Origin of the sequence: Pseudoxanthomonas sp. SGT-18, from assembly GCF_003931645.1 — a bacterium.
Classification (GTDB): Bacteria; Pseudomonadota; Gammaproteobacteria; order Xanthomonadales; family Xanthomonadaceae; genus Pseudoxanthomonas.
The window spans coordinates 175,436-196,343 of record NZ_RRYJ01000002.1 but is presented as its reverse complement, the minus strand read 5'-3'; the positions used below and the strand labels follow the sequence as shown (position 1 = coordinate 196,343).

Sequence of the window (20,908 nt, the reverse complement as noted above, 5' to 3'; positions counted from 1 at the left end):
GGCGGCCGGGCCGTGCCGGCGGCGTCCGCTTTGATGTCCGGAAACGGCCAGTCGGGCCCGGGCGCCGGTGCTAGCCTGCGCGCATGTCCTCCGTCGCCGCCCTGCCCGATCCGCGCGTATGCGAACGCGCCCGCCTCAGCCGCGACCCGCGGTTCGACGGGCTGTTCTTCACCGCGGTGCGCAGCACCGGCATCTATTGCCGGCCGGTGTGCCCGGCGCCGCCGCCGCTGCCGGCCAACGTCGACTACTACCCCAGCGCCGCCGCGGCCGAGGCGGCCGGCTTCCGCCCCTGCCTGCGCTGCCGCCCCGAGCTGGCGCCGGAGGACGGCGCCTGGCGGCGTGGCGATGCGCTGGTGGCGCGGGCGCTGGCGCTGATCGAGCAGGGCTTCCTGGCCGAGCATCCGGTGGCGGCGCTGGCCGAGCGGCTGGCGGTCGGCGAGCGCCAGCTGCGGCGGCTGTTCGTGCAGCGCCTGGGCGCGGCACCACTGGGCGTGCACGTTACCCGCCGCCTGCTGTTCGCCAAGCAGTTGCTGACCGAGACCACGCTGCCGGTCACCGAGGTGGCGCTGGCCGCCGGCTTCGGCAGCCTGCGCCGCTTCAATGCCGCGTTCCAGGAGGCTTATCGCATGGCGCCGCGCGAACTGCGCCGCAGCCTGCAGCAGCGCCCGGCGCTGGCGGCCGACCGTTCGCTGGTGCTGCGCCTGGGCTACCGGCCGCCGTACGACTTCGCGGCCATCCTGGATTTCCTGCGCGACCGCGCCCTGCCCGGGGTGGAACGGGTGGATGGTCAGTCCTATGCGCGCGTGGTCGGCGACGCCAGCGCGCCGGCCTGGCTGCGGGTCAGCCATTGGCCATCGGCCCGGGCGCGCCCGGTGCATGCGCTGCGGCTGGAACTGCACGGCGTGGCGCCGGCCCGGCTCGCGGATACGGTGCAGCGGGTGCGGCGGATGTTCGACCTGGATGCCGACCCGAACGCGATCGCCGCGGTGCTTGGGGCCGATCCGCGCCTGCGGCCGCTGCTGCGCCAGCGACCCGGGCTGCGCCTGCCCAGCGGCTGGGACGGGCTGGAGATCGCGGCGCGCGCGGTGATTGGCCAGCAGGTCAGCGTCGCCGCCGCGCGCACATTGGCCGCGCGCCTGGTGCAGCGCCATGGCGCGCAGGTGGCGCTGGACGCCGCACCCGGCCTGGACCGGCTGTTCCCGGACGCGGCCACCCTGGCCGCGGCGGACCTGGACGGCCTGGGCCTGACCGGTGCGCGCATCGCCAGCCTGCGCGCGATCGCGCGCGCGGTGCTGGAGGGCAAGGTCGGCTTCGGCCCGGAACAGACCCTGGAGGAATTCGTCGAAGCCTGGTGCGCCCTGCCCGGGATCGGCCCATGGACGGCGCAGTACCTGGCCCTGCGTGCGCTCGGCCATCCGGACGCGTTCCCGGCCGAGGACCTGGTGCTGCAGAAGGCCGCGTCCGGCGACGGCACGCGCCTGTCCACCCGCCAGCTGCGCGAGCGCGCGCAGGCCTGGCGCCCCTGGCGTGCGTACGCCGTCATCCATCTCTGGCGCGAGGCCGCCTTGCCCGCGTCCCGTGCCGGCACCGAAGCGGAGGTCATCCCATGAGCGCCATCCATTACTGCCGGTTCGACAGCCCGGTCGGCCCGCTGACCGTGGCCGCCTCCGATGCGGGACTGCACGCAATCGAGTTTCCGCAGAACCGCCATCCGCAGCGCCGGCTCGGCTGGGTGCCGAAGGAGCACCCGGTGCTTGGCGAGGCCAGGCGCCAGCTGCAGGAGTACTTCGACGGCGAGCGCCGCGAGTTCGACCTGCCGTTGGCGCCGCAGGGCACGCTGTTCCAGCGCCAGGTGTGGCTGGCGCTGGCCGACATCCCCTACGGCAGCACCATCAGCTATGCGCAGCTGGCGATGCGCGTCGGCCGCCCCGCGGCGATGCGCGCGGTCGGCGCGGCCAACGGCCGCAACCCGCTGCCGATCGTGCTGCCCTGCCACCGCGTGATTGGCGCCGACGGCTCGCTCACCGGCTTCGGCGGCGGCCTGCCGACCAAGCGCTTCCTGCTGCAGCTGGAAGGCGCGATCCCGCCGCAGGAGGCCGCGCGCGATCTGTTTGGTGGGGTTCGGGATCCGGGACTGGTGATTGGTGATTGGTGATTGGTGATTGGTGATTCGGGATTCGGGATTCGGGTTGATACGGGCGTCACTGGCTACGCCCGTAGTGGCGGGCGTGGCTTGCGGGCGGTTCGAGGAGCAAGCCACCGGGTGCTGGCGTTTGCCGGCCTGAGCGCTGGTGGACGGATTCGCAGCCCGGCCAAGCGAAGCGCACCAGGGCTCCCGGCGTCCGACGCCAGGGCTGACGCGCGCCCGCCCCGGATGCGGCCCGGGGCCTTGTCCAGGGGTATGCGCGAGCGCCGAACGAGGCCACGGTCGGGACCGCCCCGAAGACGTGATGTGCCGCGCCGTCGTTCAGCCGGCGTCGATTGCGGCGCGCAGCGGGGCGAGGAAGGCGCGGGCGCGGGCGGCGGCATCGTCCGCATCGGCGGCTTCGGCCAGCACCGATACCAGCGCCGAGCCGACCACCACGCCATCGGCGCCGGCCGCCATCGCCTTGGCGCTGGCCGCGTCCTTGATGCCAAAGCCGGCCACCACCGGCACCTTCGCCGCTGCCCGCAGTTCCTCCAGGCGGCGGCTGGCGGCATCCGTGTCCAGGCGGTCGGCGCCGGTCACGCCGGCATAGCTGACGTAGTACAGGTATCCCTGCGCGCTGGCGCTGAGCATGGCCGCGCGCTCGTCCGAGGTGGTCGGCGAGGCCAGCATCACCAGGGCCAGGCCCAGTTCGTTGAACGCCGGCTGGAACTGCGGCGCTTCCTCCGGCGGCAGGTCCACCAGCAGCACGCCGTCGACGCCGGCGGCCACCGCCTCGGCGGCGAACCGGGCCGCGCCGCGGATCTCCACCGGGTTGAGGTAGCCCATCAGCACCACCGGCGTGTCCGCGTCACGCTCGCGGAAGCGGCGCACGCAGTCGAACACGTAGGCCACGGTCGCCCCGCGCGCCAGCGCGCGCTCGGAGCTGCGCTGGATCACCGGGCCATCGGCCATCGGATCGGAGAACGGCACGCCCAGCTCGATGCAGTCGGCGCCGGCCTCGACCAGCGCGTGCATCACCGGCACGGTCGCCTCCAGCGCGGGATCGCCGGCGGTGATGAAGGGGATGAGTGCCTTGCGCCCGTCGGCGCGCAGTCGCGAGAAGGTGGTTTCGAAGCGGCTCATGGATCGCCCGTGGGTTGCGTCGCGCCGGTGGCGCGTTTGCGCGGTGTGGATGCGGTTCGGCGCCAGCGCGGCCGGCGCCGGGTTCACAGCTGGATGCCCTCGCGCGCGGCGATGGTGTGCACGTCCTTGTCACCGCGGCCGGAGAGGTTGCACAGGACCAGTGCGTCCTTCGGCAGCTCGCGCGCCAGCTTGATCGCCTGCGCGACCGCGTGGCTGGATTCCAGCGCCGGCAGGATGCCTTCGGTGCGGGTCAGCCGGTGGAAGGCCCCCAACGCCTCCTCGTCGGTCACGCCCACGTACTCGGCGCGGCCGCTGTCCTGCAGGAAGGCGTGCTCCGGGCCCACGCCCGGGTAGTCCAGGCCGGCGGAGATGGAATGGGTCTCGATGATCTGGCCGTCGTCGTCGCACAGCACGTAGGTGCGGTTGCCGTGCAGCACGCCAACACGCCCGGCCGACAGCGAGGCCGCATGGCGCCCGGTGTGCACGCCGTCGCCCGCGGCCTCGGCGCCGACGATGCGCACCTGGCGGTCGTTGAGGAAGGCATGGAACAGGCCCATGGCGTTGCTGCCACCGCCGACGCAGGCGGTGATCACGTCCGGCAGGCGGCCGAAGTCGGCCAGCATCTGCGCCCGCGCCTCGCGCCCGACCACGGCATTGAAGTCGCGCACCATGCGCGGGTACGGGTCCGGGCCAGCGACGGTGCCGATGATGTAGAAGGTGTCCTGCACATTGGTCACCCAGTCGCGCATGGCCTCGTTGAGCGCGTCCTTGAGCGTGGCCGAGCCGGAGGTCACCGGGACCACGGTCGCGCCCAGCAGCTTCATGCGGTAGACGTTGATCTTCTGCCGCTCGATGTCGGTGGCGCCCATGTACACCACGCACTCCAGGCCCAGGCGCGTGGCCACGGTGGCGCTGGCCACGCCATGCTGGCCGGCGCCGGTCTCGGCGATGATCCGCTTCTTGCCCATGCGCGCGGCCAGCAGCGCCTGGCCGATGGTGTTGTTGATCTTGTGCGCGCCGGTGTGGTTGAGGTCCTCGCGCTTGAGCAGGATCTGCGCGCCGCCCACTTCCCGGCTCAGGCGCTCGGCGTGGTAGATCGGGCTAGGCCGGCCGACGTAGTGCTTCAGGTCTTTCTCGAAGGCGGCCTGGAAGGCCGGGTCGGCCCTGGCCTCGTCATAGGCAGCGGCCAGTTCCTGCAGCGGGCCGATCAGGGTTTCGGCGACGAAGCGGCCACCGTGCTGGCCGAAGTGGCCACTGGCGTCGGGATAGGCGTGGAAGTCCTGGATGGGGGCGCTCATCGGCTTGACGGTATGTAAGGTGGGTTGACCTTAACGCACGACATGCCGCCCATAAAGCGATAAAGTCTGGCGCGACACGTCAGGAAAACTCACATGTCACGCGACCTGCCCCCGCTCAATGCCCTGCGCGCCTTCGAGGCCGCCGCCCGCTTGGGCAGCATGGCCGCGGCGGCCGAGGAGCTGCACGTGACCCACGGCGCGGTCAGCCGCCAGGTCAAGCTGCTGGAGGACGCGCTGGGCACCCCGCTGTTCACCCGGCACGGCCGCGGGCTGGCGCTGACCGCCACTGGTCGCCGCCTGGGCGAGGCCGCGGCCGCCGCGTTCGAGCCGCTGCGCAAGGCCTGGGCCGACCTGCTCGCGCCCGACCCGACCTCGGCCCTGGTGCTGGGGTGCCCCGGCAGCCTGCTGGCGCGCTGGATGATCCCGCGCATGGAACGGCTGTCCGCCGACCTGCCCGGCCTGCGCCTGCACCTGGTCGCCAGCGAGGCCTCGCCCGACCCCCGCCTCAATGGCCTGGACGCGGTGCTGATGATCGGCAATCCGCCCTGGCCACCGGGCTGGCAGGTCCACCGCCTGGCCCCGGAACGGATCGGCCCGGTGCTGAGCCCGCGCCATCCCGCCCACGCGCGGCTGGAAGGAGCGCCCGCGGAAGTCCTGCTGCAGGAGCCGCTGCTGCACACCAGCTCGCGGCCCACGGCCTGGCCGGAATGGGCACGTCGCAACGGCCTGCAGCCCGAAGCCCTGCAGCTGGGGACCGGATTCGAGCACCTCTACTACCTGCTGGAAGCCGCAGCCGCCGGGCTGGGCGTGGCGATCGCGCCGGAGGAACTGGTGGCCGACGACCTGCGTGCCGGCCGCCTCGCCGCACCCTGGGGCTTCGTCGGGACAGGTGGCCAGTGGGCGCTGTGCACCCTGCGTGGGAACAGCGATGCGCGCATTCCTGCCTTCGTCGGCTGGTTGCGGACGCAGCTGGAAGGTTGAGGCTTCTTCCCCGCCGCGCTGGCGGGACTATTCGCTGCCGCGTTGTTTACGAACCGGGCAGGTCGCGCCCCGCCCCGCCCCGCCCCGGCGCCTGTCCCTGTCCCTGTCCGTGCCGATGAGTACATCCGGCGGCAAAGCACCGAGCGGCATCGGCGAGATACCGGCACTTGTCCTGGGATCGCTGGAACCGCGTTCGAGCGGCGCGGCATCCGGGCCGGCCCTAAACGCACCCGCCCGCCGCACTTTCCGCGGCGGTCGCCGGAACACGACGCGGCAACACTGCCCTCGCTCGGGGATCCGGCTGCCGGCCCGAATCCATGAACCAGCGCTGGTACAGATAGCCACACCCAAGCGCGAGGCTGGCCACCGCGAGCAAGCGCGCCGCTGGCAACGCCACACCGCCCCTGGAACGAGACGAGTATCGCCACGCCAATGGTCGCGACCACCGCCCCGACGAGACCCCACCTCCTCCCGCGCCACGCAGGTGCAAGCACCGCGATACCTACGAACGGAGCCAGGAAAGAGGCGATGAAGAAGGTGAGCGGCGACATGGGCGAAGCATAGCCACGCAGGGATCTGAAGTTGCCGCGAGCCGGACGGCAGCAGGGACGACCCTGCTGCCGGCGCCGGCGGTCAGGGTTTGAGCAGCTTGGCCCGCCGCTCCGCCTGGCGCTCCTCGCGGCTGGGGTAAACCGGCTGCGAGATCTTTGGGATCTCGTCGGACGGCGGCACTTCGGCAAGGCCACCCGCCACGTCCCGCAGCTCTTCCTGGTTCATGTCACGCATATCAAGCCTCCTTGCTCTGATGCATGTCGGTGCGAACCCCGCACCAGGGGTGCCGGCCATCTGGCCGGATTCATCAAGCCGCGGGCACGGCCAGCGCGGGCGCAGCTCCATTGCGCCACTGCTGCGCGACGCGGCCGCCTTCCATGGCGAGCACGCGGTCGGCGCTGGCGATCGTCTCCGGTCGATGGGCGACGATCACCCGGGTCAGGTCGAGTCCCTTGACCGCCTCGTTTACCTGCCGCTCGTTGGCCACGTCCAGATGGCTGGTCGCTTCGTCCAGGAACAGCAGCCGCGGCTCACGGTAAAGCGCACGCGCCAGGATCAGGCGCTGCTTTTGTCCGCCCGACAGCGAGCTGCCCATGTCGCCGATCAGGCTGTGGTAGCCCATTGGCATGGCCATGATCTCGTCGTGTACCGCCGCCATCCGTGCCGCCACTTCCACCCGCTCCTGGGTCGCCTGCGGGTCGAAGAAGCTGATGTTGTCGGCGATGCTGCCGGCGAACAGCTGGTCGTCCTGCATCACCGCACCGACGATCGCGCGCACGTTGCGCGGCCCGACCTTCTGGATGTCGTAGCCGCCGATGCAGATCCTTCCCTCGGTGGGCCGGAGCAGGCCCAGCATCAGCTTGACCAGGGTGGTCTTGCCGCAGCCGGAAGCGCCGACGATGGCCACCGACTCGCCAGGCTCGATGGTGAAGCTGCAGTCCCTGATCACCCACGGCTCCGCGTCACCGTAGCGGAACGACAGCCCCTCGACCTCGATCCGGGTATCCGGCGGCGGCGGCAGTTCCGAGCGTTCGCGCTCGTCCTCCGGCGGCGTCAGCACGATGTCGGCCAGGCGCTCGCCGTGCAGGCGCAGCATGCGGAACTCGATCCACTTGTCGATCAGCGCTGCCATCCGCGTGGCGAACTGGTCCTTGTAGGCCAGGTAGGCGATCAGCATGCCCACCGACAGCACGTTCTGCAGCGCCAGCACCGCGCCGATCCAGATCACCACCACCCGCTCGATGCCGAACACCAGCTGGCTGGCGCTGTTGAAGCCCAGGCCCATGCGCGCCAGCCGCACCTCGTGGTTGACGGTGTCGACCATCAGGTTCTCGTACGCGGCGCGCCGCCGCGGTTCCTCGCCGGCGACCTTCAGGCTCTGCATGCCGCGCAGCGATTCCAGCAGGTGGGTCTGCTGCCTGGCCGCGGCGACCAGCTGGCGCTCGGTGCCGTCGCGCACCGGGCGGTAGGCCAGCGCGCGGATGCCGATGTACAGCGCCACCGCCAGCAGCGTCACCAGGGCGAGCTTCCAGCTGTACAGCAGCATCAGGCCGAGGGTGACGACGGCCATCAGGCCGTCGATGAGCGCCTCCACGAAGCTGGTGGTGAGCGTGCGCTGGATCGCCTGCACCGAGGACATGCGCGAGGTGATGTCGCCCAGGTGGCGCTTCTCGAAGAAGTCCAGCGGCAGGCGCAGGGCGTGGGCGAACACGTTGCCCATCCACTGCAGGCCCAGCCGGGTGGACAGGTACACCACCGACCAGCCGCGCAGCAGGCCGATGCCGACCTGCAGCAGCAGCGCCAGCAGGAAGCCCAGGCCGAGCACGGTCAGCAGGTCGCGATCGGCGGACACCAGCACCTGGTCCACGACCCACTGCATGAAGAACGGCGCCAGCACCACGAACACCTGCAGCGCCACCGACAGCACCAGGATCTGCGCCAGCGCGCCCCACAGCCCGCGCACCGGGCCGGTGAGCTGGCGCACGCCGACCGAGGCCGGCGCCTTGCGCGGGCGGAACTCGGCCGCCGGGCCCAGCTCCAGCGCCACCCCGGTGAAGTGGTCGGACGCCTCGCGCAGCGACACCCGGCGCTCGCCGCTGGCCGGATCCAGCAGCACCACGCCGGAGCGGTCGACCCGCGCCAGCACCACGAAGTGGTTGAAGTCCCAGTGCAGGATGCAGGGCAGCCGCAGCTTGTCCAGTTCCTCCAGGTCCAGCCGCAGCGGACGGGTGGCGAAACCCAGCTGCTGGGCGATGCGGATCAGCTGGTCCAGGCGCGCGCCCTTGAGCGAGAGCGGGAAGCGCTGGCGCAGCTCGGACAGGCTGGTCTGGTGCCCATGCGCGGACGCCACCATGGCCAGGCAGGCCAGTCCGCATTCGGCCGCCTCGGCCTGCAGCACCACCCGCGGGGAACGGCCTAGCATGCGCGCCCGCCCTCCCGCAGCCGGCACGCCGGCGCGCGCGCCGCCGCCTGCCCTGCCAAGCGCGCCGTCGCCATCCTTTCCTGCCGTTGCCGCCACATCCGCATCGCCTTCTCCGTCCACCGCCGGCGCGCCCGCGCGCGCCGGATCCCGCCGCCGCTCAACCGGCAACCCGTCCCTGCACCGACCACAGCGGCTCCAGCAGCCATTCGATCAGCGTGCGTTCCTCGCCGAGGATGTCCGCGTCCAGCACCATGCCCGGCTTGAGCGGCTCGGCGCGGCCGTAGGCGCGGATCGCCTGCGCCGGCAGCGTCACCGTCACCCGGTAATAGGGCTCGGGTGCCTGCGCGTTGCCGGTCAGCGTGGCCAGTTCGCCCGGACCAAGCGCGCTGCGGCTGATCCGGTCCACGGTGCCGCGCTGGTGCCCGAACTTCTGGTAGGGGAAGGCCTGGTAGCGCAGCATCACCGCGTCGCCAGGCTCGATGAAGCCGATCGCGCGGCTGGGCACCAGCAGTTCCGCCTCCAGCGTGCCCTCGCCCGGCAGCACCGACAGCAGCGGCTGCCCGGCCTGCACCGACTGGCCCGGCTTGATCAGCTGGGTGGCGACCACCCCGCTGATCGGCGCGGTCAGCACCAGCTCGCCGCGCGCCTGGGTCTCCACCAGCTCCTGCTCCAGCGCCGCCAGCTCGCGCGCGAACGAGGCCTCGCCGGCGCTGCGCTGGCCGGGAATCTCCGCCAGCGCCTGCTGCAGCTGCGCGATCATCCGCCGGGTGGACACGGCCTGGCGCTGCAGCGCCTGCATCTCGCCGACCTGGGTCAGCGCCACCGATTCCTGCTGCTTGATCTGCAGCAGGCTCACGTAGCGCTCGTCCTGCAGCTGGCGCAGGCGGTCCAGGGTCTCGCGCGCCAGCCGGATCTGCTCCTCGCGGGTGCGGATCTCCGCCTCCACCTGGGCCAGTTCCTGGCGCGCGGTGGCCAGCTGCACGCGCAGCCCGGATTCCTGCGCTTCCAGCTGCGCCAGTTGCGCCGCGTGCGCCGATTCCAGGCTCTCGCGGCGGCGGCGCAGGCGCTCCTCCAGGGCGGCGTTGGTGTCGCCGGCGGCGCGCGTGGCGCGCGGGACCGCCACCACCGCCACCGCCTGGCCGGCCTGCACGCGCGCGCCTTCCTGCACGTGGGCGGCCACCACCACCCCGGTGGCCGGCGCCACCACGGTGGCCATGCCCGCGCTGGGGACCAGCTGGCCCACCACCGGCGACCGCCGGGTGTAGGTGCCGAACAGCAGGAACAGGATCACCGCCAGCGCCACCACGGCGGCGGCAGCGGTCAGCAGCCACAGCCGCAGCGGCTGGGCCAGCGAGATCGCGCCCAGCCAGCTGCCGCGACGCGCCTCCAGCGCTTCCCTGCGGAACAGTTCCTGGCTCATGCCGCGTCCGTGTCCGTTGCCAGGGCCCGCGCCGTCCATGTGCGCCGGATGGCTGCCGCGCTCCGCGCGGCGCGCGGCGCTTCGTGGGTACCAGATGACTCCTTCATCCCTCTCCCCTCGCGCTCGATGTGCGCCGCGTCACAAAGATGACGCAACGCGCACTCGCTTCGTCCCGATACTTGCCCGCCGGGATTTGCGACGACAAGCCCGACGATGGTGCGTGGCACGTGCAAAGCCGCTTGCGGCGCAGGCCTCGCGCCGCGTCACACAAGCAACGCACCAGGCGGTGCAAGCGAAACTGCACGAAATGCAGCCAGAATCGCTTGCATTTGCGCCGGTTGCGCAATCGCATTTGGCAGGGCTAGGCTCCAAGCCAATGCCACGGACAGGGCAGGAAGGGAACGCATGAATCTCTCGATGAGAATCCGCATTGCGCGCCAGCGGGCCCGATTGTCGCAGGAGGCGCTGGCCGCACTCCTCGGCGTCACCCGCGGCGCGGTGGCGAACTGGGAATGCGCGGTGGGCGCGCAGCCGGCGACGGCCAGGCTCGTACGCCTGGCGCAGGTCACCGGCGTGTGTTTCGAATGGCTGGCCACCGGGCGCGGTCCGCTCACCTACGACGGCAGCGACGACCTGCCTGCGGTGGATGCGGAACTGGTGCACGATCCGGCCGAGCGCCGCCTGCTGCACGCCTACCGCCTGGCAAGCCGCCCGGTGCAGAAACTGCTGCTGCAAATGGCCGAGGTCCAGGTCCAGGGCGTGGAGGGCCGCCGCCGCGCCTGAGCAGGCGCCGATCGCGCGGCGCGATGGCTCCGGCGCGGAGCACCGCCTGCCTGGCCGATGCGCGCCGAACGGCCGCACCCGCGGCTGCCTGCACGAGCGCCTGTGCGGCCACCAACCCCGCCCCGCTGCGATCACCCGGCAGCGGGTGCGGGCAACAGTCTCCCGTCCTCGTTCCTCAGGAGCGGGGCAGCAGATGCATTGTCCGGGCGCCCCTGGCAAGGTGCGCTTGATCCGGCCCGAAGCATCCGGACCGGCGCCTTGCGCTACGAAGGGGAACCGCCCACGCGGCCGCAGGCTCGCGTACGCGCCGATGGCGGGCAGGCAGTGGCGCGCGGCTACCGTTGCGCTTGTCCAGGGCGCTCATGCCTGCGCGACGCGCGGCAGCGCATGGAACGGCGGGAGCAACAGACGGCTCTTCGGCCCGAATGCACGCGCGGACGCTGGCACGGCTGCGCGGCTGGCCTGCGCCCTCGCGTGCCGCTCAGTCCAGTTCGGCGCAGTCCGCGCGCCGCACCTCGGCGACGAAGCGGCGCATCCTGTCGCCGTCCTTGATGCCCGGGGACAGTTCGATGCCGCTGGCCACGTCGACCGCCCAAGGCAGGGTCGCGGCGATGGCCTCGGCCACGTTGTCCGGGTCCAGGCCGCCGGCCAGCACGAACGGCCGGTGCAGGCCGGTGGGCAGGCGCCGCCAGTCGAACGCCTTGCCGCTGCCGCCGGAGCCGCCGGCGCCATGGCTGTCGAACAGGAAGGCGGCCGCGTTGGGCCAGCGCTGCTGCAGCGATTGCGCGTCCCAGGTGCTGCCGTCGCCCATGGGAATGGCCTTCATGTATGGCACCCGGAAGGCACGGCAGAACGCGTCGTCCTCGTCGCCGTGGAACTGCAACAGCGCCGGGCGGATCTGCCGCACCACCTCGCGCACTTCCTCGGCGCTGTTGTTGCGGAACAGCGCCACGGCGCTGACCAGCGGCGCCATCGCCAGGCGCAGCTGCCGCGCCGCCATCGGCGTCACCTGGCGCGGGCTGCCCTCGGCGAAGACGAAGCCCACGGCGTCCACGCCCAGCTCGCTGGCCAGGCGCACGTCGCCGGGGCGGGTCATGCCGCAGAACTTGATGCGGGTGCGGTACAGCGCTCGGCTCACAGCGTCACCTCCTCCGGCAGGCCCCATTCGGCGGGGTAAAGGGGACGCAGGAAGACCAGGCCCTGCGGCGGCGCTGTGGGCCCGGCCAGGGTGCGGTCGCGCCCCGCGAGCAGGCGGGCGATCCAGCCCTCGTCCTGGGCACCGGCGCCCACCTCCAGCAGCGAACCGACGATGTTGCGGACCATGTGGTGCAGGAACGCATTGGCCTGTACCTCGATGGTGACGGTTTCGCCACTGCGGCGGACCTGGATGTCCTGCAGGTTGCGGCGTGCATGCGGTGCCTGGCAATGCACCGTGCGGAAGGCGCTGAAGTCGTTCTCGCCCAACAGCGCCTGGGCCGCGCGGTGCATGGCATCGGCATCCAGCGGGCGCCGCTCCCAGGCCATCGTGGCGCGGTACAGCGCGGGCCGCACCGGACGATTGACCAGGGTGTAGCGGTAGCGTCGGGCGCGGGCGGAGAAGCGGGCGTGAAAGCCCGCGTCCACCGGCACGCACCAGCGCACGCACACGGTCGGCGGCAGGCGCCCGGTCACGCCCAGGGTCCAGGCGCGCGGATCGCGCTCGGCGGTGCTGTCGAAGTGCACGACCTGGCATTCGGCGTGCACCCCGGCGTCGGTGCGCCCGGCGCAGCTGACCGTGATCTCCTGGTCGGCCACCGAGGACAGCGCGCGCTCCAGCGTGGCCTGCACCGTCGGCGGCCCGGACGGCCCCAGGCCCTGCCAGCCCTGGAAGGCGCCGCCGTCGTACTCCACGCCCAGCGCGTAGCGCATCGCCGCTCAGCCGATCTCGCGAAGCAGCTGCGCCGCCTCGTCGCGGGCGGCCGGATCCTGGCCGGCGAGCACCTCGCGCAGCAGGGTGCGCGCGGTGTCCACGTCGCCCAGGTCCAGGTAGGCCACGGCCAGCTCCAGGCGCTCGCGCCCGGCCGGGGCCGGGTTGAGCGTGGTGAAAGCGGACGCGTCATCGTGCCAGGCCGGGGCCGCGGACTCGCGCGCGGCCGGTGCCGGCGGCGGCAGGTCGTCGTGGCGCAGCGGCAGCTCCGGTTCCACGTCCGGCTCCGGGGCCTGCTCGTCCACGTACGCCTCCGGCTCGACCGGATGCGGTTCCAGTTCCGGCGCCTCCACCGGCACCACCGGGTCGGCCGGCACGTGGGTGGACGGCGCGGCCGCGGCCAGCGCGGCGGCATCGAAGCCGGCGCCGCGGCCGACCGGGATCGGCAGCGGCTTGGGCCGGCGCGCGAACCACCAGGCCGCGCCCGCGGCCGCCGCCAGCAGCAGCAGGACCAGCGGCCACAGACCCAGGCCGCTGTGCGCGGATTCCTGTTCCATCTGCGCCAGGCGCTGCTGCGCCGCGGCCAGCTCACTGTCCTTCAGCTCGATCAGCTTCATCTGCTGCTGCTGCAGCTTTTCCAGTTCCTCGACCCGGCTGCGCAGCTCCTGCACCTCCGACTCGCGGGCGGCCAGGTCTTCCTGCGCCTGGCGCAATTGTTCGTTAGCCAGCATGTCGCCCTCGCCCCCACTGCCCAGTCCGGATGTCGCCGCCTGCGTGCCTTCGGCCGCCACCGCCGGCGCGATCTCCAGCCGCGCGCCGGCAGCAGCCGCGGCCGCTGCCGGGGCGGGAGCCGCGGCGGCGCTGTCGCCGATGGTGCCCTGCTGCTCCGGTGCGCCGGCCACCGCCGGCTGCGGCACCGGTTGGGCCAGCTGGCGCCACTGCGCGGTCTGCTCGCGCACCAGCGCGGCCGCGGTGGCCGCGTCGGCATAGTGTTCCGCGCCCGGCATGCGCAGCACCGCGCCGGCACGCACGCGGTGGATGTTGCCGCCGATGAAGGCTTCGGGGTTGGCGCGCAGCAGCGCCACCATCGCCTGTTCGCGGCTGTAGCCGCCGCGGTCCATGGCGGCGACCACGTGGGACAGGGTCTGCCCGCGCTCGACCCGGGCCAGGGTCTCGCCGGGGGCGGCCGCCACCGTGGGCTGGATGGCCGCAGCCGGAGCCCGTGCCGGGGCCGGCGCAGGCGCCGGTTCCACGGGCGCCGGCGGAGGCGGCGGCAGCGGCTCGGGCGCGCGCACGATCATGTCCGAAGGCAGTGCCTGCGGCGCCTCGATCACCGGGGCCTCGATCGCCACCGCGCTCTGCGGCGCCTCCACCAGTGCCGAGTATTCGCGCACCAGGCGGCCCTGGCCCCAGTCGACCTCGACCAGGAAGGACACCGCCGGCACGTCGACCGGGGCGCTGCTGGTGACGCGTACCACGGCGCGGCCGTGGGCGTCGGCGCTGATCGCGAACTGCAGGTCGCGCACCAGGCCGGTCGGAGGCTGCAGGCCGACGCGGGCGAAGGTCTCGGCCGAAGCCAGGCGCACCCGCGCGTTCTCAAGCTCCCCGGGCTGGTTGGAGATGATCGGAATCTCGGCCAGCAGCGGCTGTCCCGGCCCGGACAGCACCCGGATCTGGCCCAGGCCCAGCGCCAGTGCGCTGCTGCTGGCCAGCAACAGGGCGGTCGCCACCAGCCATTGCAACGGGCGCCACGCGCCCTGTCCCCTCTTTTCCATGGCGCGAACTATAGCGGTTTCGCCGTTCCCACCGCAGCGCCGGCAGCCCGGGAACCGTCCGGCGCGGCACGGAACGCCCGCTTGCAGCCGGCCGCCCCGCCCGGCCGGAAGCGGCCGTTGCCCCTCCCCCGGGCCTTGCGGCAATCGCGCGGCCACCCATGGCTGCCCGCGGCACGCGTTTGCGACCGGGACCGGCATGGCCGGCCCAGGCGCAGCGGCCCAGGGCGGGGCCTGCGTCGCCGGCCTGGCAAGCCCGCATCGGCCAGGCGGCTTGCGCGGATGCAAACTGCGGCCTTGTCCGGGCCAAGCCCCCTTTGCAGCCCGGCACGCATCCAGGTCCGGCCCAACGAAAAGGCCGGGGCATGGAGCCCCGGCCTTGCCGTGGTGCAGGAGGCGGCGGCAAGGGACGCCGCCGTCCGGATCAGCCGCCGGCGGCGACCAGTTCGGCCAGCTGCACCGCGTTGAGCGCGGCACCCTTGCGGATGTTGTCGGCCACGATCCACAGGTTCAGGCCGCGCGGGTGCGAGAAGTCCTCGCGGATGCGGCCCACGTACACCGGGTCGTTGCCCGAGGCGTGGGTGACCGGGGTCGGGTAGCCGCCGGCCTTGCGCTCGTCGATCACTTCCACGCCCGGCGAACGGGCCAGCAGCTCGCGCGCGGCCTCGACCGTGACCTTCTTCCTCGTCTCGATCGCCACGGCCTCGGAGTGGCCGTAGAACACCGGCACGCGCACCGCGGTCGGGTTCACCTGGATGCCGTCGTCGCCGAGGATCTTGCGGGTCTCCCAGACCAGCTTCATCTCCTCCTTGGTGAAGCCGTTGTCCAGGAAGTCGTCGATGTGCGGGATCAGGTTGAACGCGATCTGCACCGGGAAGCGCTGCGGGTCCGGATCCTGGAAGTTGAGCAGCGCGCCGGTCTGGCGCCCCAGCTCCTCCAGCGCCGAGCGGCCGGCGCCGGACACCGACTGGTAGGTGGCCACGTTGATGCGCTCGATGCCGTACTCGCGGTGCAGCGGGGCCAGGGCCACCAGCATCTGCATGGTCGAGCAGTTGGGGTTGGCGATGATGCCGCGCGGACGGTTCTTCGCCGCCTCCGGGTTGACCTCGGACACCACCAGCGGCACGTCGTCGTCGTAGCGGAAGGCCGAGGAGTTGTCGATCACCACCGCGCCGGCGGCGGCGAACTTCGGCGCGTATTCCTTGGACACGCTGCCGCCGGCCGAGAACAGGGCGATGTCCACGCCCTTGGGGTCGAAGGTGGCCAGGTCCTGCACCTTGACCTTGCGGCCGGCGTACTCGACCTCGCCGCCGGCCGAGCGTTCGGAGGCCAGCGGGATGATCTCGGCGACCGGGAAGTTCCGCTCGGCCAGGATGTTCAGCATGGTCTCGCCGACCGCGCCGGTGGCGCCTACGACTGCGACGGTGAAGCGGCGTTCTGCGTTGCTCATTGGAATGTCCGTGGTTCGTGATTGGTGACTGGTATTCGGAAAGCAGGAGCGCGATGCGCGGGGCCGGGTTCGGGGAACCTCTGCCGGGGTGGGCGCCGTGCTGCGTGGCGCGGGCGGAGGTTCCCTATCGTTTGCCGGTCGCGTCTTTCCCCGCACCGGCAATGGCGCCGGTGGTTTTCTTCGCGGTGACCGGGGTGGCCGGGCGGCCGGCATCCGGGCCCAGGTCCAGCGCGGCCAGCAGGTTGTCCACGGCCAGCTGCACCATCGCCCGGCGCGTGGCCAGCGAGGCGCTGCCGATGTGCGGGGTCAGCACCACGTTGCGCAGTGCCAGCAGTTCCGGGCGCACCTGCGGCTCCTCCTCGTAGACGTCCAAGCCGGCCGCGGCCAGGCGGCCATGGGCCAGGGCATCGGCCAGGGCCAGCTCGTCGACCAGGCCGCCGCGGGCGATGTTCACCAGGGTGGCGGTGGGCTTCATCTTCGCCAGCGCGGCGGCGTCGATGATGTGGTGGCTGGCCGGGGAATACGGCAGCACCAGCAGCAGGTGGTCGGCCTGCGCCAGCAGGGTGTCGAGGTCCACGTAGCGGGCGCCGACGCCGCGCTCCACGTCCTCCGGCAGGCGCGAACGGTTGTGGTAGAGCACCCGCATGCCGAAACCGTGGTGGCCGCGGCGGGCGATGGCCTGGCCGATCCGGCCCATGCCCAGGATGCCCAGGGTGCTGCCGTGCACGTCGGCGCCGAGCATGGTCGAGAACGACCACTGCCGCCACTGGCCCTCGCGCAGCCAGCGCTCGGACTCGCTGATCCGGCGCGCGGCCGCCATCAGCAGGGCGAAGCCCAGGTCGGCGGTGGTCTCGGTGAGCACGTCCGGGGTGTTGGTGGCGATGACGCCGGCCGCGTCCAGCGCGGCGATGTCGAGGTTGTTGTAGCCGACGCCGACGTTGGCCACCGCGCGCAGGCGCGGGGCCTGCGCCAGCTCGGCCGCGCCGATGCGTTCGTTGAGCGTGACCAGGGCGCCGTCGGCCTCGCGCAGGGCCGCGGCCACGTCGGCGGGCGCGTGCACGGTCACCTCGCGCACCGCGTCCACGTCGCAATGGGCCGCGAGCTGGTCGACGATGTCGTCGAACAGCGGCTGCGAGACCCATACGCGCGGACGCTGGCTGGCCATGGCCGCGTGCCTAGCTCCCCTGCCCTTCGCCCAGCGCGCCGGCGCCGGCGGGAATGCGCGGGCCGACCTCGCCCACGTCGCCGCACTGGGCGCGGTGGCGCAGGGCCTGGTCCATCAGCACCAGGGCGACCATCGCCTCGGCGATCGGGGTGGCGCGGATGCCCACGCACGGGTCGTGGCGGCCGGTGGTGATGACCTCGACCGGATTACCGTGCACGTCCACGGTCGGCCCGGGCAGGCGCAGGCTGGAGGTGGGCTTGAGCGCGATCGAGGCCACGATCTGCTGGCCGGTGGAGATGCCGCCGAGGATGCCGCCGGCGTGGTTGCTGGCGAAGCCGTCGGGGGCGATCAGGTCGCGGTGCTGCGTGCCCTTCTGCGCGACCACGCCGAAGCCGTCGCCGATCTCCACGCCCTTGACCGCGTTGATGCTCATCAGGGCCGCGGCCAGCTCGCCGTCGAGCTTGCCGTAGACCGGCTCGCCCCAGCCCGGCGGCACGCCGTCGGCGACCACGGTCACCCGCGCGCCGACCGAGTCGCCGGACTTGCGCAGGGCGTCCATGTACGCCTCCAGCTCCGGCACCTGCGGCGCATGCGGCCAGAAGAAGGGGTTGGCTTCCACCGCGTCCCAGTCGAAGCCGGCCGGGACGACGTCGCCGATCTGGGCCATGAAGCCGCGCACGGTCACGCCGTGGCGCTGCCTGAGCCACTTCTTGGCGATCACCGCCGCGGCCACGCGCATGGTGGTCTCGCGCGCCGAGCTGCGGCCGCCGCCGCGCGGGTCGCGGATGCCGTACTTCTGCCAGTAGGTGTAGTCGGCGTGGCCGGGACGGAACTGCGCGGCGATGTTCGCGTAGTCCTTGCTGCGCTGGTCGGTGTTGCGGATCAGCAGCGCGATCGGGGTGCCGGTGGTGCGGCCCTCGTACACCCCGGACAGGATCTCGACCTCGTCGGCCTCGCGCCGCGCCGAGGTGTGGCGGGTCTTGCCGGTGGCGCGGCGCTGCAGGTCGTGGGCGAACTCCTCCGGCGCGATCTCCAGCCCGGGAGGGCAGCCGTCGATGACGCAGCCGATGGCCGGGCCATGCGATTCGCCGAAGGTGGTGACCGACAGCAGCCTGCCGAAGGTGTTGCTGCTCAAGACGCGCCCCGCGCTGTACCTCTACAAGGCCGCCAAGCATCGCATATCGCGACGCCTGCTGCAGCGCGTCAGCAGCGGGAAAAAACGTTGCCGCGGTAACGGCTTAGACGCGGCCGGCGACCCGGCCGGCGCGCCCCGGGGACGGCCCCGCGGCGCGCTTTCCCGGAGCCTCAGCCGCGCGCGGCGGCCAGCTCGGCGATGCGCGCGTTGTGCGCGATCAGTTCGCGGCACTCGACCGCGAACACGCCCATCTGCCCGACCTTGAACTCGATCCAGGCCAGGTCCAGTTCTGGCAGCAGCTTGACCAGGTGCTGCTCGGACTCGCCCACCTCGCAGACCAGCAGGCCGTCCTGGCTCAGGTGCAGCGGCGCGTCGCGCAGGATCTTCAGCACCAGGTCCAGCCCGTCCGGGCCGGCGCGCAGGCCCAGCTCCGGCTCGTAGTCGTACTCGCGCGGCAGGGCGTCGGTCTCCGCGTCGGTGACATAGGGCGGATTGGTGACGATCAGCTCGTAGTGGCGACCGGCCAGGCCGGCGAACAGGTCGGACTTCACGAACTCCACGTTGGTCGCGTGCAGCCGCTCCTTGTTCTCCGCGGCCAGGGCCAGGGCGTCGTCGCTGATGTCCACGCCGTCGACCTGCCAGTCCGGGTTGTAGTGGGCCATGGCGATGGCGATGCAGCCCGAACCGGTGCACAGGTCCAGCGCGCGGCGCACCTCGCGCCCGCCCAGCCACGGCTCGAAGCCGCGCTCGATCAGTTCGGCGATCGGCGAGCGCGGCACCAGGGCGCGCGGGTCGGACTTGAAGCTCAGGCCGGCGAACCAGGCCTCGCCGGTCAGGTAGGCCGCCGGGACGCGTTCCTCGATGCGGCGGCGGAACAGCTCCAGGATCTTCGCCTTCTCGGCCGAGGTCAGGCGCGACTGGCCGTACACCGGGCTGAGGTCGTGCGGCAGGTGCAGCGCGTGCAGCACCAGCTGGGTGGCCTCGTCCATGGCGTTGTCGTAGCTGTGGCCGAAGGTCAGCCCGGCCTCGTTGAAGCGGCTGCCGCCATAGCGGATCAGGTCGATGATCGTGTGCAGCTCGCTGGCCACGTCGGCGTCGGTCATGGGGGGGTGCGCGCCTGCGGCGCCGGCTGGAAAGGGCCGGGAATTATAGGGCAACGGCCGCCTTTTCCCCCGCAACGGCTATCATGGCCGGCCCGACGCCACGCCCCACGGACGCTGACGCCATGTTCAACCGCACCTTCGGCTACATCCTCGCCGCCGCGCTCGCCGCCGGGCTGGGGCTGCTGGTCGCACGCCAGCTGCTCGACCGCCCCGCCGCGCCCGCCGCCCCTGCGCTGCAGGCGGTGACCCTGCTGCCGCAGCCGCGCGAGCTGCCGCCGTTCAACCTGCGCCAGTCCGACGGCACGCCGCTGCTGCCGGGCGAGCTGGCCGGGCACTGGACCCTGGTGTTCCTCGGCTTCACCTTCTGCCCGGACGTGTGCCCCACCACCCTGGCCGAGCTGGCCGCGGCGCAGAAGCAGTGGGAGGCGCTGCCGGAGGCGGTGCGCCCGCGCGTGCTGTTCGTGTCGGTGGACCCGGAGCGCGACACCCCGGCCAAGGCCGGCGAGTACGCCCACGCCTTCCACCCCGACACCCTGGCCGCCACCGCCGACGTGCCGGCGCTGGAGAAGTTCGCCACCTCGCTGGGCTTCGTGTTCATGAAGGTGCCTGGCAAGACCTACGACGAGAATCCGCAGGACTACAGCGTCGACCACTCGGCCAACATCGCCGTGCTCGACAGCCAGGGCCGGCTGGCCGGCCTGATCCGGCCGCCGCTCAAGCCGCAGGCGATCGCCGAGGACCTGGCGGTGCTGACCGCGAAGGAGCGTGGACAGTGAGCCTCGGCACCTACCTGACCTGGGCCCTGCCGCACCGCCTGCTGTCCTCGTTGGCACGGCAACTGGCCTACTCGGAGAACCCGGCGGTCAAGCAGCGCTTCATCGACGCGGTGGTGCGCCGCTTCGACGTGAACCTGGAGGAGGCCGCCGAACCGGACCCGACCGCCTATCCCAGCTTCAATGCCTTCTTTACCCGCGCGCTGAAACCGGGGGCACGCACGCCCGACCCCGACCCGCGCGCGATCCTGATGCCGGCCGACGGCCGCATCAGCCAGCTGGGCCGGATCGAGGACGACGGCCGCATCTTCCAGGCCAAGGGCCGCTCGTTCACCGCCGCCGAGCTGCTGGGCGACGCCGAGGCCGCGCGCGTGTTCGCCGGCGGCAGCTTCGCCACCGTGTACCTGTCGCCGCGCGACTACCACCGCGTGCACATGCCCTGGACCGGCGTGCTGCGCGAGACCGTGCACGTGCCGGGCCGGCTGTTCAGCGTGGGCCCGGCCGCGGTGCGCACGGTGCCGCGGCTGTTCGCGCGCAACGAGCGGCTGGTGTGCCACTTCGACACCAGCTTCGGGCCGATGGCCTCGGTGATGGTCGGGGCAATGCTGGTCTCGGGCGTGGAAACGGTCTGGAGCGGGGTGGAGATCCCGGAGTACGGCGACGGCATCACCCGCAAGGACTGGCGCGGCAAGGGCATCGTGCTGGAGCGCTTCGCCGAGATGGCGCGCTTCAACTACGGCTCGACCGTGATCGTGCTGCTGCCGCCGGGCGCCGCCACCCTGGCCCCGGGGCTGCAGGCCGAGTCGCCGGTGCGGCTGGGGCAGGCGCTGGCGCACCTGGCGCGCTGAGCGGCGGCGGGGACTCCGGCATCTGGCGC

18 protein-coding genes are annotated in these 20,908 nt (G+C 72.5%); 6 read left to right on the top strand and 12 right to left on the bottom strand.

Annotation, left to right across the window (positions count from 1 at the left end; all coding sequences use genetic code 11):
• Positions 1–83 precede the first annotated feature (83 nt).
• Together EIM47_RS03955 and EIM47_RS03950 are read left to right on the top strand one after the other, a co-directional pair.
• Positions 84–1,610 carry an AlkA N-terminal domain-containing protein gene (locus EIM47_RS03955; protein WP_125076197.1) on the top strand — a complete coding sequence of 509 codons (1,527 nt, stop codon included), beginning with the start codon at positions 84–86 and terminating at the stop codon, positions 1,608–1,610.
• Entirely contained in the window at positions 1,607–2,155 is a 549-nt protein-coding gene (locus EIM47_RS03950) for a methylated-DNA--[protein]-cysteine S-methyltransferase (protein ID WP_019397975.1), read from the top strand. Before EIM47_RS03955 ends, EIM47_RS03950 begins: the two co-directional genes overlap by 4 nt.
• 312 nt (positions 2,156–2,467) lie before the next feature.
• Here EIM47_RS03950 and trpA read toward each other — a convergent pair whose 3' ends face one another.
• Positions 2,468–3,271 (bottom strand): tryptophan synthase subunit alpha, encoded by an 804-nt coding sequence (gene trpA, locus EIM47_RS03945; protein WP_026010385.1) that lies wholly within the window; start codon positions 3,269–3,271, stop codon positions 2,468–2,470.
• A gap of 83 nt (positions 3,272–3,354) precedes the next feature.
• Positions 3,355–4,569: a tryptophan synthase subunit beta gene (gene trpB, locus EIM47_RS03940; protein WP_019397973.1), complete on the bottom strand. Its 1,215-nt coding sequence runs from the start codon at positions 4,567–4,569 to the stop codon at positions 3,355–3,357.
• Positions 4,570–4,662: 93 nt separating this feature from the next.
• Here trpB and EIM47_RS03935 point away from each other — a divergent pair, with 93 nt between their 5' ends.
• Positions 4,663–5,550 (top strand): LysR family transcriptional regulator, encoded by an 888-nt coding sequence (locus tag EIM47_RS03935; RefSeq protein ID WP_125076196.1) that lies wholly within the window; start codon positions 4,663–4,665, stop codon positions 5,548–5,550.
• Between the two features lie 633 nt (positions 5,551–6,183).
• Here EIM47_RS03935 and EIM47_RS15635 read toward each other — a convergent pair.
• The 3 genes from EIM47_RS15635 to EIM47_RS03925 all read right to left on the bottom strand — a co-directional run bounded on the left by EIM47_RS15635 (position 6,184) and on the right by EIM47_RS03925 (position 9,944).
• A complete protein-coding gene (locus EIM47_RS15635; protein ID WP_164514535.1) occupies positions 6,184–6,336 on the bottom strand; it encodes a hypothetical protein in 153 nt (50 codons plus the stop codon).
• A 73-nt stretch (positions 6,337–6,409) separates the two neighbouring features.
• A complete protein-coding gene (locus EIM47_RS03930; protein ID WP_125076195.1) occupies positions 6,410–8,524 on the bottom strand; it encodes a peptidase domain-containing ABC transporter in 2,115 nt (704 codons plus the stop codon).
• Positions 8,525–8,681: 157 nt separating this feature from the next.
• Positions 8,682–9,944, bottom strand: coding sequence for an HlyD family efflux transporter periplasmic adaptor subunit (locus EIM47_RS03925; RefSeq protein ID WP_164514534.1), 1,263 nt, complete (start codon positions 9,942–9,944; stop codon positions 8,682–8,684).
• Positions 9,945–10,361: 417 nt separating this feature from the next.
• Between EIM47_RS03925 and EIM47_RS03920 the strand changes: the two genes are divergently transcribed.
• Entirely contained in the window at positions 10,362–10,727 is a 366-nt protein-coding gene (locus EIM47_RS03920; protein ID WP_240626148.1) for a helix-turn-helix domain-containing protein, read from the top strand.
• A gap of 481 nt (positions 10,728–11,208) precedes the next feature.
• Here the strand turns inward: EIM47_RS03920 and EIM47_RS03915 are convergent, their stop codons facing one another.
• The 7 genes from EIM47_RS03915 to prmB all read right to left on the bottom strand — a co-directional run bounded on the left by EIM47_RS03915 (position 11,209) and on the right by prmB (position 19,258).
• Positions 11,209–11,865 carry a phosphoribosylanthranilate isomerase gene (locus EIM47_RS03915; protein WP_019397962.1) on the bottom strand — a complete coding sequence of 219 codons (657 nt, stop codon included), beginning with the start codon at positions 11,863–11,865 and terminating at the stop codon, positions 11,209–11,211.
• The gene (truA, locus tag EIM47_RS03910; protein WP_019397961.1) at positions 11,862–12,635 is read right to left on the bottom strand and encodes a tRNA pseudouridine(38-40) synthase TruA; all 774 of its coding nucleotides are present in this window, start codon (positions 12,633–12,635) and stop codon (positions 11,862–11,864) included. The genes EIM47_RS03915 and truA overlap by 4 nt, the downstream gene beginning before the upstream one ends.
• 6 nt (positions 12,636–12,641) lie before the next feature.
• Positions 12,642–14,408 (bottom strand): FimV/HubP family polar landmark protein, encoded by a 1,767-nt coding sequence (locus EIM47_RS03905; protein ID WP_125076192.1) that lies wholly within the window; start codon positions 14,406–14,408, stop codon positions 12,642–12,644.
• A gap of 421 nt (positions 14,409–14,829) precedes the next feature.
• A complete protein-coding gene (locus EIM47_RS03900) occupies positions 14,830–15,855 on the bottom strand; it encodes an aspartate-semialdehyde dehydrogenase (RefSeq protein ID WP_125076191.1) in 1,026 nt (341 codons plus the stop codon).
• Between the two features lie 124 nt (positions 15,856–15,979).
• Positions 15,980–17,020: a D-glycerate dehydrogenase gene (locus EIM47_RS03895; protein WP_125076190.1), complete on the bottom strand. Its 1,041-nt coding sequence runs from the start codon at positions 17,018–17,020 to the stop codon at positions 15,980–15,982.
• A gap of 10 nt (positions 17,021–17,030) precedes the next feature.
• A complete protein-coding gene (aroC, locus tag EIM47_RS03890) occupies positions 17,031–18,155 on the bottom strand; it encodes a chorismate synthase (RefSeq protein WP_125076189.1) in 1,125 nt (374 codons plus the stop codon).
• Between the two features lie 170 nt (positions 18,156–18,325).
• Positions 18,326–19,258 carry a 50S ribosomal protein L3 N(5)-glutamine methyltransferase gene (prmB, locus tag EIM47_RS03885; protein WP_125076188.1) on the bottom strand — a complete coding sequence of 311 codons (933 nt, stop codon included), beginning with the start codon at positions 19,256–19,258 and terminating at the stop codon, positions 18,326–18,328.
• Positions 19,259–19,380: 122 nt separating this feature from the next.
• Here prmB and EIM47_RS03880 point away from each other — a divergent pair, with 122 nt between their 5' ends.
• Positions 19,381–20,034, top strand: coding sequence for an SCO family protein (locus EIM47_RS03880; RefSeq protein WP_125076187.1), 654 nt, complete (start codon positions 19,381–19,383; stop codon positions 20,032–20,034).
• Entirely contained in the window at positions 20,031–20,879 is an 849-nt protein-coding gene (asd, locus tag EIM47_RS03875; protein WP_125076186.1) for an archaetidylserine decarboxylase, read from the top strand. Before EIM47_RS03880 ends, asd begins: the two co-directional genes overlap by 4 nt.
• Positions 20,880–20,908: the final 29 nt, after the last annotated feature.